We start from the raw sequence: 14551 nt of genomic DNA, 5'->3' as shown, positions 1-14551 counted from the left end.
GCGATGAAGCGGTGGAATGAGGACCATGCGGTGACTCTCGGGCAGCACATAACCACCGGGCGGGAAACAGCGGTTGAACAGCCGGCCGGACTGCGCGCCCGCAAGAAGCAGCGCACGCGTGACGCCCTGCTGCGGGTGGCGCTGGAGCTGTTCACCACGCGCGGATACGAGCAGACGACCGTCGATGAGATCGCGGACGCCGTCGAGGTCTCCCAGCGCACCTTCTTCCGCTATTTCGCCAGCAAGGAGGAGGTCGCCTTCGCTGTGGTGGACATGGTCGAGGACAGGTTTTTCGAGGCTCTGAGCCGCCGGCCCGCCTCGGAGGGGCCATTCGAGGCGATGCGCAACGCCGTCACGTCCGCCTGGAACACCATCGGAGAAGCGATCGAGGCGGTCGTACCGGCGGAGCTCCATATGCGTGCATATCTGATGATCGAGTCCACCCCGGCTCTCCTCGCCACGCATCTGCGCCGCTCCGCCGAACTGGAGGACGGGATCGCCCGGCTGATCGCCGAGCGCGAGGGCCTCGACGTGGACGCCGATCCCCGGCCGCGGGTCGCCGTCGCCGCGTTCGCCGGCGTGATGCGGGTGACCGGCCGGCTCTGGGGACAGGGACAGGACCCGAGCGTGGAGGCACTCGGTGAGCTGACCGAGGCGTATCTCGACCATCTCGGTCCGGCGCTCGCCGGGAACTGGCGGAAGCCGGCGTGCGACCGGAGCAGCCGGTCCGCCTGAGGACGGCACAGGGAGCGCGGCCGACGACACGCGCGGCCGTCGAAGAGGACCCGCGACGCGGACCGCCGAGAAGACCGACGACATGGACCGCCGGAGAAGGCCGCCGCACGGCCGTCCGACGCACGGTCCCACAAGGCGCGACACCACGGCACCGCGGCCGGTCCACCACCGGCGTACGACCTCTCGCCGCCGGTGCGCGGGACCGGGAGCCGGTCTGACGGCCCGGAAGCCTACGGTCCGTCACGTTTGTTGTCCGGTACGCCCGTAACACGCCGAAGCGTGCGTGTCGCTCGCATACGCGGCGAGGTTACCGGCGGTTCATTCCTCCATGAGGCGTGATCTGCCTCACCGTTGCCACAAGCGCCGCCGTGCGCGTCCTAGGGTGGTCCGCAGTGACTTCCTTCGGCTCTTCCCCCTCCCTCAACGCATGGCGCACGCTGCTCGCCCTCGCCGTGGTGTTTGTGTTGCTGACGACCACCGGATGGACCGCCGTACGACATCAACGCGGCCCCGGCGAGCCCCTGCGAGCCGCCTTTCTCGCCTGGGAGCGGGGCCGGTCAGGAGACCGTCCGCTACCGCGCCCGACCGCGCCGCCAAGGCTGCTGTCGTCGTTCTTCGCCTCCCTCACCACCAGAGAGCAGGTGCGGCTGGCCACGAGGTATCCGCTTGTCGTCGGCAATCTCAACGGCGCTCCCGTCACCCTGCGATACCTCGCCAACCGGCTGGCCCTCTCCCAGGCGCGCCGGGTGGAGCACGACCGTATGACCGACACCAGACTCTCCAGCGACGGCCGGTGGCAGGCGGGCCGGCGGATGCACCGCTATGCGTCGATGCTCGGCGGCGGCCGTCAGATCCTCGCCTTCGACCCGTCGGGAAAGGGCCGCGCGGCCGAGGTCTTCGGAGACCTCGACCTCGCGGAGCGCGTCTCGGTCGTGGTCCCTGGTGTCGACACCAATGTGCTGACGTTCGAGAAGACACACCGCAGGTACACGGCGCCGGTGGGCATGGCCAAGTCGCTGTACGACGCCGAGCGGGCCGCCGACCCGGACACCCGTACCGCCGTCATCGCCTGGGCCGACTACACCGCGCCCGCCGGGCTCGGCATGGACGCGGCGATCGGCAAGCTCGCCGAGGACGGCGCCGTACGGCTCTCCGCGCTCGCGGCGGCGCTGCCCGGGAACTCGCGGATCTCACTGTTCTGCCACAGCTACGGCTCCGTGGTGTGCGGAGTGGCCGCCCGCGCGCTGCCTGCCAGGGTCGCGGACGTGGCGGTCGCGGGCAGCCCCGGCATGCGGGTCGGCAACGCGCGGCAGCTCCGCACCGCTGCCCGCGTGTGGGCCATGCGGGACCAGGACGACTGGATCCAGGATGTCCCGTATCTGGCGGTGGGCGGCCTCGGGCACGGCGCGGACCCGGTGTCCCGGGGATTCGGCTCTCGGGTGCTCTCGGCGGAGGGCGCGATCGGCCACAGCGGCTACTTCGAGCCGGGCACGGAGAGCCTCGGCAACTTCGCGGAGATCGGGGTCGGTTCGTACTCCGCGGTGAGCTGTGCGGATGGCGATGTCACCTGCCGGAGTGGAATTCCGGGTGCCGATGAGACCGGGGCGGAAGAGATCTGACGCGCGTAGAATTCGTGCGTTGCGGCAGGCGACGCGCGGACGCACGCCGCCTACGATGAAGCACATGGGTGATGTGCTTGCGGGGATTCATGCCACCTGGGAGTTCGAAAGCGACTCCGTGCTCGTCCGCTTCGAACGGGGGATACGGACGCCGAAGCTCTTTCAGGCGCTCGGCGAACGCCGTGTGCCGCACGAGGCGTTGTCGTCGGTGAGCCTCTCCGCCGGCAAGCGCGGGACGGTCGTGCTGCACGCCGTGCCGAGACCCGGCGCCGACCCGCTGATGGAGGCCGCGGCCGGTCAGCTCAAGCAGGGCTGCGATCCGTACCGGCTGGTGCTGCCCGCCGAGCGCGAGACCCTCGCGGAGTACTACGCCGACGAGTTGCGGGCCGCGCTCGACCGGGACGGCGCGCCGGACGCACGGGAGCGGCAGGAGCCGGCCGAGCGGTATCTGGTGGCCTCGCCCGGACCTTCGCTGCACTTCAAGGCGTACGACGGCAAGGCGTCCTTCGACGGAGACCGGGTGTCCTTCCGCTGGTTCTGGACGGGCGCCTCGTCCGCCAAGTGGAAGGCGGGCGACCAGAGCTTTCCGGTGCGGGAGCTGCACGGCGTCGAGTGGCGCTCGCCCGACGGCTTCGAGGGATATCTGCGGCTGCTGCGGCGCGACGGCCACGGACCGGAGCTCTCCCGTCCGCCGGGGGCCGACCATGACCCGGCGGCTGTCGTCTTCGGCCTCGGCTATGGCCCGGTGCACGAGTCGCTGCCCTTCGCGGCGGCCGTCCTGCGGGCGATCCAGGGCGCGGGGTCGAGCCGCGCGGCCGTGCCGGTGTCCGCAGTGGCGTCCGGCCGCCGCGACCCGGCCGATGTCGCGGACCGCATCCGCCATCTCGGTGATCTGCACCGGGCGGGCCTGGTGACGGACGAGGAGTTCACCGCGAAGAAGGCGGAGCTGCTGGCGGAGTTATGACGGCGCGGGTCATCGGCGCCGGCGGGCCCGGCGAGCGGCTTCGGTCACGCCGCCCGGCGCCGGACCCGCGTGTCATACCTCGGTATGACGTCCGGACCGGCCCTCTGGTATGACGCCCGGCGAGGTCGGCGCTGCCTACGCTGGACCGGCCATGAGAACCGCATCCCTGTCGCCGCGCACGCCTCCCGCCCTGAAGAGATCGGCTCGGGCGCTCACCGGTGGGCTGCGGACGCCGGCGGACTCCGCCGAGCCGCTTTTCGCCCACGCGCCCCGGCTGTGGCAGCGGCTCGTCCCGTATACGATCGCCCTCGCCTTCGCCGTCGCGCTGCTGCCGGTCACGACCACCGTCCTCATCCAGGACTACCGGCTGGGCGGCGGCTGGTCCGGAGCGCTCGCCACCGCGCAGAGCGTGCCTCTGCTGCTCGCGGTGACCCGCCCGCTCCGGGCGTGGTGGATCATCTTCGCCGCCGATGTCATCGGCGCGGTCCTGCTGCAGGGCGCGGACGGCGTGGCGGGCCGTCCCTGGCCATGGACCCCGATGGCCGTCATCGGCTACCTGCTGCTGATGGCCTGTCTCGGGCTGCGCGAACCGCGCCGCACGCTGCTGGCCGTATGGCTGGCGACCGGCGCGGCGGGCTTCTTCTTCGAGCTGATCTCCCGGAAGGACAGCGGCGGCGTCGATCTGCTGCTCTTCGTGCTCAGCGGTGTGGTCCTCGTCGTCACGGCCGCGCTGCGCGAACGCGGTGACGCCCAGCGCAGACTTGTGGTGCAGGAGACCATCAGCGAGGCGGAGCGCTCCCGGCGCACGCTGTTGGAGGAGCGCGCGCGGATCGCCCGTGAGCTGCACGATGTGGTGGCGCACCATATGTCCGTGATCACCGTGCAGGCCGACTCCGCGCCCTATCGGATCGAAGGGCTGCCGGACGCCGCGCGCGAGGAGTTCTCGGCCATCGCCGCGAGCGCGCGGGAGTCCCTGACCGAGATGCGGCGGCTGCTCTCGGTGCTCCGCAGCGACGGTACGGAGAGCGAGCGGGCGCCTCAGCCCGGGCTCGGCCGGGTGCCGCAGTTGGTGGAGGCGACCGTGCGGGCCGGAGTGCCCGCCGAGGTGTCGCTCCCGGCCGGCCCGGTCCCGGTCCCGTCCGCCGTGGACCTCTCCGCGTACCGCATCGTGCAGGAGGCGCTCGCCAATGTGGTGCGGCACGCGTCCGGCGCGCGGACCCGGGTCTCGGTGACCGCCGACGGTGACTGGCTGACCGTCCTGGTCGTCAACGGCCCGGCCGCGCCAGGCACTTCGCCGCTGGAGACCACCGGGACCGGCCACGGCCTGGTCGGCATGCGTGAGCGCGTGCGGTTGACCGGCGGCACGCTGGACACCGGGCCGCTGCCCGACGGCGGCTTCCGGGTCGCGGCACGGCTCCCGCTGACCGTCCCGGCCGGTCTGCACACGACGGCCGCACCGGCCGGCCGCACCGCCCCGGCTCCGCAGGACGCCTCGTGACCATCCGCGTGATCATCGTCGATGACCAGGCCATGGTGCGCGCCGGGTTCGCCGCGCTGCTCTCGGCGCAGGCCGACATCGATGTGGTGGGTGAGGCGCCGGACGGCCGCCGTGGTGTGGAGGTGAGCCGTTCCGTCCATCCGGATGTGGTGCTGATGGACGTACGGATGCCGGAGCTGGACGGACTGGCGGCCGCCCGCGAACTGCTGGATCCGCCGTTGGGAGTGATCCACCGGCCAAAAGTGCTGATGCTGACCACCTTCGACGTGGACGACTATGTGTACGAGGCACTGCGCGCCGGCGCGTCGGGCTTTCTGCTCAAGGACGCGCCACCGGCCGATCTGATCGCGGCGGTACGGATCGTCGCGTCCGGCGAGGCGCTGCTCGCGCCGTCCGTGACCCGCCGGCTGATCGCGGACTTCGCCCGGACCCGGCCGGCGCCTCGCAAGGACCGCGCCCTGCGGCTGCGCGGTCTCACGCCACGCGAGACCGAGGTGCTCGAACTGATCGCGCGTGGCCTGTCCAACCAGGAGATCGCGGGCCGGCTGATCGTCGCCGAACAGACCGTGAAGACCCATATAGGCCGTGTCCTGTCGAAGCTCGGCCTGCGCGACCGCGCACAGGCCGTGATCTTCGCGTACGAGTCGGGTCTGGTCACGCCGGGCGACGCGTCCTCCTGAGCCGTCCGCCGCTCCCGAGCGCCGCGAAGAGACAGCCCCTACCCAGGTATCACTCGCCAGTTGGCTCCCCGGTGTGACGTGCGCGCGTACACCGTCTCCTTACCTTCCTGCTCGCCACCTCATGGACGAGCAGCAGAAGGAGACGGACATGCGCCACCACAGGAGGACCCTGGTCGCCGCCGCACTGGCGGCGATCGCGGTCGTGGGCACGGCGGGCTGGGCCTCCGGCACCGCGCAGCGGGCCGTGACCGGGCCGCCGCCCGGGAGCGCCGCCTGGCGCGCGGACGGTTCGCTCGGCCGGCCGCTGCCCGATCCGGCGACGGCCTCGCCGGATCAGGTGGCCCGCTTCTTCCGCTCTCTGACAGCTCCTCAGCGCGAGGCCCTGATCCGGCGTCATCCGCTGGTCGTCGGCAATCTCGACGGCGTACCGGTCGCGCTGCGGTACCGGGCCAACGCCGTCGCGGTACGGGCCGCGCGCGATCCCCGCTATGAGCGGCTCGCGCGGCCGGGCCGTCAGATCCTCGCCTTCGATCCACGCGGCCGTGGCCAGGTCGCCGAGGTGTACGGAGATCTGACGGCCACCGGCCGGGTGTCGGTCGTCGTACCGGGCTCGGACATCGACGCGGGCTCCTTCGACCGTACGAGAGATCCGTACGGCACACCCGCCGGCATGGCCGCTTCACTGCGGGCCGCGACCAAGGACCGGACCGCCGTCATCGCCTGGGCGGGCTACACCACCCCGGTCGGAGCCGGTCCGGACGCGGCCACCGGTGAGCTCGCCGAGGCGGGAGCCGAGCGGCTCGTCCGGTTCACCCAGGGACTCGCGGCGAGCGGTGTGAGAAAACCCGCGCTGTTCTGCCACAGCTATGGTTCCGTCGTCTGCGGGCTGGCCGCGCATCAGGTGAACGCCTCGGACATCGTGGTGTTCGGCTCCCCCGGCATGCGGGCCCGGGATGTGACGGATCTGCGTACGGACGCACGGGTCTGGGCCGCCAAGGATCCGACCGACTGGATCTCCAAGGTCCCGAACGTCGAATTCGCGGGACTGGGCCATGGCGAGGACCCGGCCGGTCCGGGCTTCGGTGCCCGCCGGATTCCGGCCAAGGACGCGCGGGGCCACACCGGTTACTTCGCTCCCGGCACCGACTCGCTCCGCGCCTTCGCGGCCGTCGCCCGAGGTGAGGTCCGATGACGCTCAGCGGGACGGTCGAAAGGATCGAGGCGCGGACTCCGGCCCACCGCGACCGCGCGATCGACGGCCTGCGCGCTCTCGCGCTGATCGCCGTACCGACCGGACACTGGCTGCTCGGCGGCTTCACCCTGGACGGCGGCGGCGCCCTGCACAACGCCAGTCCGCTCGCCGTCTTCGGCGGTTTCGCACCGGTGAGCTGGGTGCTCCAGACGCTGGGCGTCTTCTTCCTGGTCGGCGGCTATGCCTCGGTGCTCTCGTACCGGCGGAGGCCGTCGACGACCGTCGTCTGGCTGCGGCGGCGGCTGGCGCGGCTGGGCCGACCCGTCCTCGGCGTGACGGCCGTCTGGGCGGGCCTGATCCCGCCGCTGTACGCGCTCGGCGTGCCCGCCACCACGCTGCGCACCGCGTCGACGCTGGTGATCCAGCCTCTGTGGTTCGTCGGTGTCTATCTGGTGGTGACAGCACTGACTCCTTACTGTGTGCGCGCCGCACACAGGCTGGGTGCCTGGGCCACCGCTCCGCTGGTCATGACCGTCGCCGCCGTTGACTTCCTGCGCTACGGGCCATGGTCCGACTCCATGCCCTCCTGGCTGTCCCTGGTGAACATCCTTCCGGGCTGGCTCTTCGCGTATCAGCTCGGAGTCTGCTGGGCCGAGGACCGGATCAGCGGTCGCGGAGCGCGTGTGCTGCTCATCGGCGGCACGCTCCTCTTCGCCGCGCTGCCGGCCGTCTTCCACTATCCGGCGTCGATGGTCGGCGTCCCAGGTGAGGCCCGTACCAACTCGCATCCGCCGTCGCTGCTGGTGCTCGCGCTCGCCGCCGCGCAGAGCGGAGCGGCGATCCTGCTGCGGGACCGTATCGGACGCCTGCTGAGGAGGCCCGTCCTGTGGGCACCGGTCGTTGTCATCAATCTCTCGGCGATGACGATCCTGTGCTGGCATCAGACGGCGATGCTCACCGCCGCCGTGCCGGCATCCTTTCTCGGTGCGGTGCCCGGACTGACGACCGCGCCCGACTCGGCCGGCTGGATTCTCGCCCGGCCGGCCTGGCTGCCGCTCTTCGCCGTGCTGCTGGTCGTCATCGGACGGTACGCGCGCGGCTTCGAAGCCCCGTGGGCGTCCGGGACACGGACGGCGAAAGCCCGCCGCGCGGCAGCGGCGCTGCTCGCGGCGGGCTTCGCGGTGTTCGCGCTGGGACTGGCGTGAGCGGGCCGGCCCGCGCCAGGTGTGGGCGGGCCTACTCGCGGCCGGCCGAGGTGAAGGCCATGTCGGCGTACCGGCCGCCGGCCACCTGGTCCGCGATCGGCTCCAGCAGTTCCAGCTCGCTCGCGGTGAGGATGAGGCGCGTCGCGCCGGTGTTCTCCTCGATCCGGCTGGGCCTGCGCGTCCCCGGGATCGGTACGACGCCGAGTCCGTGCACCGCCGCACGCTGCTGCACCCAGGCGAGCGCGACCTGTCCGAGCGTGGCGCCGCGTCCTTCGGCGATCTTGCGCACCGGTTCGAGCAGCACGGCGTTCGCCGCCGCGTTGTCGCCGGTGAAACGGGGCTGCTGACGGCGGAAGTCGTCGGCGCCCAGCTCCTGCTCGGCGTTGACGAACGCGCCGGTCAGAAAACCCCGGCCGAGCGGCGAGTACGGCACGAGCGTGACACCCAGTTCGGCGGCGGCCGGTACGACGGCCGCCTCGATGTCACGGCTGAACAGCGACCATTCGGACTGCACGGCGGCGATCGGGTGCACGGCGTGCGCGGCGCGCAGCTCGGCGGCGGTGACCTCGCTCAGCCCGAGCTGCTTGACCTTGCCCTCGGACACCAGCTCGGCCATCGCGCCGACCGTTTCCTCGATCGGGACGTTCACATCGCGCCGGTGCATGTAGTAGAGGTCGATCACCTCCACGCCGAGGCGCTGGAGACTTCCCTCGACGCTCTGGCGGATATAGGGCCGGTCGTTGCGGATGAGCCGCTTGGTGGGCTCGGCCGGATTGATGCCCAGAGCGAACTTCGTGGCCACGACGACCTCGTCGCGGTGTGCCCGGACGAACGGCGCGATGAACTTCTCGTTCTCGCCGTTGCCGTACACGTCCGCCGTGTCGTACAGCGTGACGCCCAGCTCCAGAGCGCGTTCCAGGGTGGCCCGCGCCGCGTCGGCGTCCGTCGGTCCGTACGCGAAGCTCATGCCCATGCAGCCGAGGCCCTGGACACCGACCTCGGGGCCGCCGGTCCCGAGCCGCACCTTTGTGATCCCGCTGTCACTCATCAGGGTTCAAACCCTCTCCGACGCCCTGTGGGCGTCCGCGTAAAAGCCGATCTTGTGGTCGAGTACGGCGACGGTGTCCTGGAGCTCCGCGATCCGGCCCAGGACATCGCGCCTGGTCCGCGCCAGCAGTTCGCGCCGTTGCTCGAACGTCTCCTCGCCTACCCGGATCAGCTCGGCGTAGCGGACCATGTCCGCGACCGGCATCCCGGTCAGCCGCAGCTTCCCGACAAAGGCGAGCCAGTCCAGGTCACGGTTGCTGAAGCGGCGCTGGCCGGTGTGCGACCGGTCGACGTGCGGCATCAGACCGATCCGCTCGTACCAGCGCAGAGTGTGCGCGGTGAGCCCGGTGAAGGCGGAGACCTCGCTGATCGTGTAGCGGTCCTCGCCGTCGGGACGCGGATGCGCGCGGGGCGCCGCTACGCAGATCTCCACGCGTTCCGTCCGTACGGCCCTGCTCTCGATCAGCGTCATGACCTCAACGCTAATTCCTTGGAGTGCACTCGAAGCAAGCGGAAAAGGCGACGAGTTTCCCGGCGCCGCGCACTACCCTCCAGCCTCATGATCCTCGCACGCCGCGCGACGCCCGGCGACGCCGAAGAACTGGTCCGTCTCCGCAAGAACGATCTGCACGCGTCACGGGAGGGCGAGCCGCTGTACGCGTCCCTGGGCTTCGCCCGCACGCCCGATCCCTCGATGCGGCTGACGTTCCAGGACCTGGTCCGCCCGGACCCGCCGCAAGAGCCCGCCCGGCCCGCGACGGGGCGGACGCGGCACGGGAGCCGGCACTAGAGTCGGAGCCATGCAGAGCCTGGCGCTGATCGAGAACTGGCCGGCGACAACCGCCGCGGCCGCCGTCGTACGAGTGGACGGCACGGTCGCCGGGTCACACGGCCCCACATCACACCGGTTTCCGCTCGCCTCCGTGACCAAGCCGCTCACCGCGTACGCGGTGCTGGTGGCGTACGAGGAGGGCGCGGTCGAGCTGGACGAGCCGGCCGGGCCCGAGGGCTCCACGGTCCGTCATCTGCTCGCGCACACCAGCGGTCTGGCCTTCGACGAACACCGCGCGACCAGTGCGCCGGGCACCCGCAGGCTCTACTCCAACGCGGGGTTCGAGGCGCTCGCCGACCATGTCGCCAAGGCCACCGAGATCCCGTTCGCCGACTATCTCCGCGAGGCCGTGCTCGAACCGCTGGGCATGTCCTCCACATCCCTGGAGGGCTCGCCGGCCAGAGACGGCGTCTCGACCGTGGACGATCTGGTGCGGTTCGCCGCCGAACTCCAGGCACCACGGCTGCTCGACGCGCGCACCGTGCTGGAGGCGATGACGGTGGTGCACCCCGGGCTGTCCGGTGTCCTGCCCGGCTACGGCCACCAGAGGAACAACGACTGGGGTCTGGGCTTCGAGATCCGGGACACCAAGTCACCGCACTGGACGGGCGGTTCGTCCTCGCCGCGCACCTTCGGCCACTTCGGCCAGTCCGGTACGTTCCTGTGGGTCGACCCGGACGCCGGGGCGGCGTGTGTGGCGCTGTCCGACCGGGCCTTCGGCTCCTGGGCCGTCGACGCCTGGCCGCCCTTCACCGACGCCGTCCTCGCGGAGCTGCGCCGGGACTCCGCCCGCTGACCGCCGCCGGGCCGGGGCGGGGCTCAGCCCGACATCTCCCAGAGCAGCACCTCCGCCGCCGGGCCCGCGGCCAGCTCCAGTCCCTCGGCGTCCGTGACGCGCGCCGAGTCGCCCGGCCCCAGTTCCGCGCCGCCGAGGCGTACCGCGCCGCGGACCGCGTGGACATACACATGGGGCGCGTCGGGCACGGCGGCCCGCTCGCCCGCTCCGAGGCGCCGCACATGCAGCATCGCCCCGGCCGCGGGCACGGCGTACGGCGTGGAGTCGGCGATGCCGCGCACGATGTCGTACGCGGGCTCGCCGCCCGGCTCCAGTGGCGCCAGCCACATCTGTACGAAGACCAGGGGCCGGTCGCCGTCGTTGCGCTCCACATGCCGCACGCCGCCGGCCGAGCTGAGCCGCTGGACGTCGCCGGCCCTGACGACCGTGGCGTGCCCCGCCGAGTCGCGGTGTGTGAGCTCGCCCTCGACGACCCAGGTGACGATCTCCGTATGGCTGTGCGGATGTTCACCGAACCCGGCGCCCGGCGCGAGCCGCTCCTCGTTGCAGGCGAGGACCGCGCCGAAGCGGAGGTTCCCGGGGTCGTAGAAGCGCCCGAAGGAGAAGGCGTGCAGGGACTCGATCCCGGCGGAGGCATCGCCGCCGTGGTAACGCTCCGCCGCGTCGCGTACGAGAATCACAGGTCCACCGTAGCCCCGGCACCACAGGCACCCGACCCGATAAGGCAGTCTTGTCCCCGTGCCAGAACCCGCGAACGAACCCCATCCTCATCCCGCGACGCTGCGTCGGCTGGAGCAGTCCTCGGGACGGCTCGCCGCCAACGCCATCGCACGCATGGACGGGACGCTCCCGTGGTATCGCGCGATGCCGCCGGAGAACCGTTCCTGGATCGGGCTGGTCGCACAGGCCGGTATCGCCGCGTTCACAGAATGGTTCCGCCATCCGGAGACCTCGCAGGCCATCTCCACCGATGTCTTCGGCACGGCCCCGCGCGAGCTGACGCGGGCGATCACGCTGCGCCAGACGGTGGAGATGGTGCGGACCACGATCGAGGTCATGGAAGCGGCCATCGAGGAGGTCGCGGCGCCTGGCGACGAGGCGATACTCCGCGAGGCGCTGCTCGTCTACGCCCGTGAGATCGCCTTCGCGACCGCGCAGGTCTACGCGCAGGCCGCCGAGGCGCGCGGCGCGTGGGACGCCCGGCTGGAGTCCCTCGTGGTGAACGCCGTGCTCTCCGGCGAGGCCGACGAGGGCGCCGTCTCGCGGGCCGCGGCGCTCGGCTGGAACTCACCCGAGCATGTCTGTGTGCTGCTCGGCACCGCCCCGGACGGGGACAGCGAACTGACCGTCGAGGCCATCCGCCGGGCCGCCCGGCACGCGAAACTCCAGGTCCTCACCGGCGTCCTCGGCGACAGGCTGGTGGTGATCGCGGGCGGCAGCGACAACCCGCTCCAGGTCGCCAAGGCACTGATCGGTCCCTATGCCGCGGGACCCGTCGTCGCGGGCCCCGTGGTGCCCGATCTGCTGGCCGCCACCAGGTCGGCGCAGGCCGCGGCCGCCGGACTGAAGGCGTGTTTCGCCTGGCAGGACGCGCCGCGCCCGGTCCTGGCGGACGACCTGCTGCCGGAGCGCGCCATCGCCTCGGACCCTTCCGCACGTGACCAGTTGGTGGAGGAGATCTACAGACCGCTGGAAGAAGCGGGTTCCGCGCTGCTGGAGACTCTGAGTGTCTATCTTGAACAGGCGAGCAGCCTCGAAGGCGCGGCGCGGATGCTCTTCGTTCACCCCAACACCGTGCGATACCGGCTCCGACGTGTGACTGACGTCACCGGCTGGTCACCCTCGGACGTACGGTCCGCGTTCACGCTGCGGATCGCTCTGATCCTCGGGCGTCTGGCCGACGGGGATCCCCAGTCCTAGACTTTTGTCGTACTCCAACAATTCCCCTGATGGTTCTTCGTCCCTGTCCCCACGGGCGGTGAGGACCGTCCCCAAGAGAGAGTGTGAGGGTGCTCGTACTCGTCGCTCCCGGCCAAGGCGCTCAGACGCCCGGCTTCCTGACTCCCTGGCTCGATCTTCCCGGCGCCGAAGACCGGCTGCGGGCCTGGTCGGCCGCCCTCGACCTGGACCTGGTCCACTACGGCACGAAGGCCGACGCGGACGAGATCCGTGACACCGCGGTCGCCCAGCCGCTGCTGGTGGCGGCCGCCCTGCTGTCGGCCCGTCAACTCTTCCCCGCCATCGGGGACGTGGTCCGGGACGTCGGCGTCGTGGCCGGGCACAGTGTCGGCGAACTGGCCGCCACCGCGCTGGCCGGAGTGTTCACGGACGACGCGGCCATGCGGCTCGTACGGACCCGCGGGCTGGCGATGGCCGAGGCCGCCGCCACCACCAGGACGGGCATGTCGGCGCTGCTGGGCGGCGACCCCGAGACCACCTTCGCGTATCTGGAGAAGCTCGGTCTGACTCCGGCGAATGTGAACGGCGCCGGCCAGATCGTGGCCGCCGGCACGCTCGAAGAGCTCGCCGTGCTGGAGGCCGAGAAGCCGGAGGGCGTACGCCGCGTGGTGGCGCTCAAGGTCGCCGGCGCGTTCCACACGCGGCACATGGCGCCCGCGGTCGAGACGCTGGAAGCGGCCGCCCGGTCGCTCGACGCCGCCGACCCGGCCGTACCGTACGTCTCGAACAAGGACGGCCAGGCCGTCGCCACCGGCTCCGGAGTCCTGACACGCCTGGTCGGACAGGTCGCCAACCCGGTCCGCTGGGACCTGTGCATGGAAACCTTCGTCCAGCGGGGCGCGACCGCGCTGATCGAGCTGAGCCCCGGTGGCACCCTGACCGGTCTCGCCAAGCGCGCCATGCCCGGCGTGAAGACCCTGGCACTCAAAACCCCCGACGACCTCGACGCGGCCCGCGCCCTGATCGCCGAGCACTCCTCCACGGCTGAATAGGAGCCAGAGAGCATGTCGAAGATCAAGCCCAGCAAGGGCGCCCCGTACGCACGCATCATGGGCGTCGGCGGGTACCGTCCGACCCGTGTCGTGCCCAACGAGGTGATCCTCGAAACGATCGACTCGTCCGACGAGTGGATCCGCTCCCGCTCCGGAATCGCGACCCGGCACTGGGCCTCTCCGGAGGAGACGGTCGCCGCGATGTCCATCGAGGCCTCCGGCAAGGCGATCGCCGACGCCGGGGTCACGCCCGAGCAGATCGGCGCCGTGATCGTCTCCACCGTCTCGCACTTCAAGCAGACCCCGGCCATCGCGACCGAGATCGCGGACAAGATCGGCGCCGGCAGGCCGGCCGCCTTCGACATCTCCGCGGGCTGCGCCGGCTTCGGCTATGGACTGACCCTGGCCAAGGGCATGATCGTCGAGGGCTCGGCCGAGTACGTCCTGGTGATCGGCGTGGAGCGGCTCTCCGATCTGACCGATCTGGAGGACCGCGCGACGGCCTTCCTCTTCGGCGACGGCGCGGGCGCGGTCGTCGTCGGTCCCGCCAAGGAGCCGATGATCGGCCCGACCGTCTGGGGCTCCGAGGGCGACAAGGCCGACACCATCAAGCAGACCGTGCCGTGGGACGATTACCGCGACGGCACGGTGGCGAAGTTCCCGGCCATCACCCAGGAAGGCCAGGCCGTCTTCCGGTGGGCCGTCTTCGAGATGGCGAAGGTCGCCCAGCAGGCGCTGGACGCGGCCGGGATCAGCTCGGACGACCTGGACGTCTTCATTCCGCACCAGGCCAATATGCGGATCATCGACTCGATGGTGAAGACTCTGAAGCTGCCGGAGAGCGTCACGGTCGCCCGTGACGTGGAAACCACCGGCAACACTTCGGCCGCCTCGATTCCGCTCGCGATGGAGCGGCTTCTGGCGACCGGACAGGCGAAGAGCGGCGACACCGCGCTCGTCATCGGCTTCGGGGCGGGTCTCGTCTACGCCGCGACGGTCGTTACCCTCCCCTAGGCACTCCGGATCTTCCGG

General features: G+C 71.3%; 15 protein-coding genes. 12 read left to right on the top strand and 3 right to left on the bottom strand.

Annotated features, from left to right (window positions below):
• The first annotated feature begins 30 nt into the window (after positions 1–30).
• The 7 genes from PV679_RS03860 (at position 31) to PV679_RS03830 (ending at position 7893) form a co-directional block, all read left to right on the top strand.
• A complete protein-coding gene (locus PV679_RS03860; protein WP_416069643.1) occupies positions 31–735 on the top strand; it encodes a TetR family transcriptional regulator in 705 nt (234 codons plus the stop codon).
• Between the two features lie 392 nt (positions 736–1127).
• A complete protein-coding gene (locus tag PV679_RS03855; RefSeq protein ID WP_319678694.1) occupies positions 1128–2354 on the top strand; it encodes an alpha/beta hydrolase in 1227 nt (408 codons plus the stop codon).
• Positions 2355–2418: 64 nt separating this feature from the next.
• Positions 2419–3318, top strand: coding sequence for a DUF4429 domain-containing protein (locus PV679_RS03850; protein ID WP_319678695.1), 900 nt, complete (start codon positions 2419–2421; stop codon positions 3316–3318).
• A 151-nt stretch (positions 3319–3469) separates the two neighbouring features.
• Positions 3470–4816, top strand: coding sequence for a sensor histidine kinase (locus tag PV679_RS03845; protein WP_319678696.1), 1347 nt, complete (start codon positions 3470–3472; stop codon positions 4814–4816).
• Positions 4813–5496, top strand: a complete 684-nt coding sequence (locus PV679_RS03840) for a response regulator transcription factor (protein ID WP_319678697.1) — start codon at positions 4813–4815, stop codon at positions 5494–5496. Before PV679_RS03845 ends, PV679_RS03840 begins: the two co-directional genes overlap by 4 nt.
• Before the next feature lie 148 nt (positions 5497–5644).
• Entirely contained in the window at positions 5645–6688 is a 1044-nt protein-coding gene (locus PV679_RS03835) for an alpha/beta hydrolase (protein WP_319678698.1), read from the top strand.
• Positions 6685–7893 carry an acyltransferase family protein gene (locus PV679_RS03830; protein WP_319678699.1) on the top strand — a complete coding sequence of 403 codons (1209 nt, stop codon included), beginning with the start codon at positions 6685–6687 and terminating at the stop codon, positions 7891–7893. Before PV679_RS03835 ends, PV679_RS03830 begins: the two co-directional genes overlap by 4 nt.
• A gap of 31 nt (positions 7894–7924) precedes the next feature.
• Here the strand turns inward: PV679_RS03830 and PV679_RS03825 are convergent, their stop codons facing one another.
• Entirely contained in the window at positions 7925–8941 is a 1017-nt protein-coding gene (locus PV679_RS03825; protein WP_319678700.1) for an aldo/keto reductase, read from the bottom strand.
• Between the two features lie 6 nt (positions 8942–8947).
• The gene (locus PV679_RS03820; RefSeq protein WP_319678701.1) at positions 8948–9412 is read right to left on the bottom strand and encodes a MerR family transcriptional regulator; all 465 of its coding nucleotides are present in this window, start codon (positions 9410–9412) and stop codon (positions 8948–8950) included.
• Between the two features lie 87 nt (positions 9413–9499).
• Between PV679_RS03820 and PV679_RS36135 the strand changes: the two genes are divergently transcribed.
• Positions 9500–9730: a hypothetical protein gene (locus tag PV679_RS36135; RefSeq protein ID WP_416069644.1), complete on the top strand. Its 231-nt coding sequence runs from the start codon at positions 9500–9502 to the stop codon at positions 9728–9730.
• Between the two features lie 10 nt (positions 9731–9740).
• A complete protein-coding gene (locus PV679_RS03810) occupies positions 9741–10568 on the top strand; it encodes a serine hydrolase domain-containing protein (RefSeq protein ID WP_319678702.1) in 828 nt (275 codons plus the stop codon).
• Between the two features lie 23 nt (positions 10569–10591).
• On the opposite strand, the gene PV679_RS03805 is transcribed toward PV679_RS03810, so the two are convergent.
• Positions 10592–11245, bottom strand: a complete 654-nt coding sequence (locus PV679_RS03805; RefSeq protein WP_416069652.1) for a pirin family protein — start codon at positions 11243–11245, stop codon at positions 10592–10594.
• Between the two features lie 61 nt (positions 11246–11306).
• Here PV679_RS03805 and PV679_RS03800 point away from each other — a divergent pair, with 61 nt between their 5' ends.
• The 3 genes from PV679_RS03800 (at position 11307) to PV679_RS03790 (ending at position 14533) form a co-directional block, all read left to right on the top strand.
• Entirely contained in the window at positions 11307–12488 is a 1182-nt protein-coding gene (locus PV679_RS03800; RefSeq protein WP_319678704.1) for a helix-turn-helix domain-containing protein, read from the top strand.
• An 89-nt stretch (positions 12489–12577) separates the two neighbouring features.
• Positions 12578–13519 (top strand): ACP S-malonyltransferase, encoded by a 942-nt coding sequence (locus tag PV679_RS03795; protein WP_319678705.1) that lies wholly within the window; start codon positions 12578–12580, stop codon positions 13517–13519.
• A 12-nt stretch (positions 13520–13531) separates the two neighbouring features.
• The gene (locus PV679_RS03790) at positions 13532–14533 is read left to right on the top strand and encodes a ketoacyl-ACP synthase III (protein ID WP_319678706.1); all 1002 of its coding nucleotides are present in this window, start codon (positions 13532–13534) and stop codon (positions 14531–14533) included.
• The last annotated feature ends 18 nt before the right edge of the window (positions 14534–14551 follow it).

Origin of the sequence: Streptomyces sp. AK02-01A, assembly GCF_033795305.1 — a bacterium.
In the GTDB taxonomy this organism is placed as follows: Bacteria; Actinomycetota; Actinomycetes; order Streptomycetales; family Streptomycetaceae; genus Streptomyces.
The sequence above is the reverse complement of the archived record's forward strand: the minus strand, read 5'-3'. Positions and strand labels throughout refer to the sequence as shown.

Bases quoted from the DNA above. Each gene is read 5' to 3' on its own strand.
- PV679_RS03850 (WP_319678695.1), top strand. From the start codon at position 2,419: ATGGGTGATGTGCTTGCGGGGATTCATGCCACCTGGGAGTTCGAAAGC.
- PV679_RS03845 (WP_319678696.1), top strand. From the start codon at position 3,470: ATGAGAACCGCATCCCTGTCGCCGCGCACGCCTCCCGCCCTGAAGAGA.
- PV679_RS03835 (WP_319678698.1), top strand. From the start codon at position 5,645: ATGCGCCACCACAGGAGGACCCTGGTCGCCGCCGCACTGGCGGCGATC.
- PV679_RS03830 (WP_319678699.1), top strand. From the start codon at position 6,685: ATGACGCTCAGCGGGACGGTCGAAAGGATCGAGGCGCGGACTCCGGCC.
- PV679_RS03825 (WP_319678700.1), bottom strand. From the start codon at position 8,941: ATGAGTGACAGCGGGATCACAAAGGTGCGGCTCGGGACCGGCGGCCCC.
- PV679_RS03820 (WP_319678701.1), bottom strand. From the start codon at position 9,412: ATGACGCTGATCGAGAGCAGGGCCGTACGGACGGAACGCGTGGAGATC.
- PV679_RS36135 (WP_416069644.1), top strand. From the start codon at position 9,500: ATGATCCTCGCACGCCGCGCGACGCCCGGCGACGCCGAAGAACTGGTC.
- PV679_RS03810 (WP_319678702.1), top strand. From the start codon at position 9,741: ATGCAGAGCCTGGCGCTGATCGAGAACTGGCCGGCGACAACCGCCGCG.
- PV679_RS03790 (WP_319678706.1), top strand. From the start codon at position 13,532: ATGTCGAAGATCAAGCCCAGCAAGGGCGCCCCGTACGCACGCATCATG.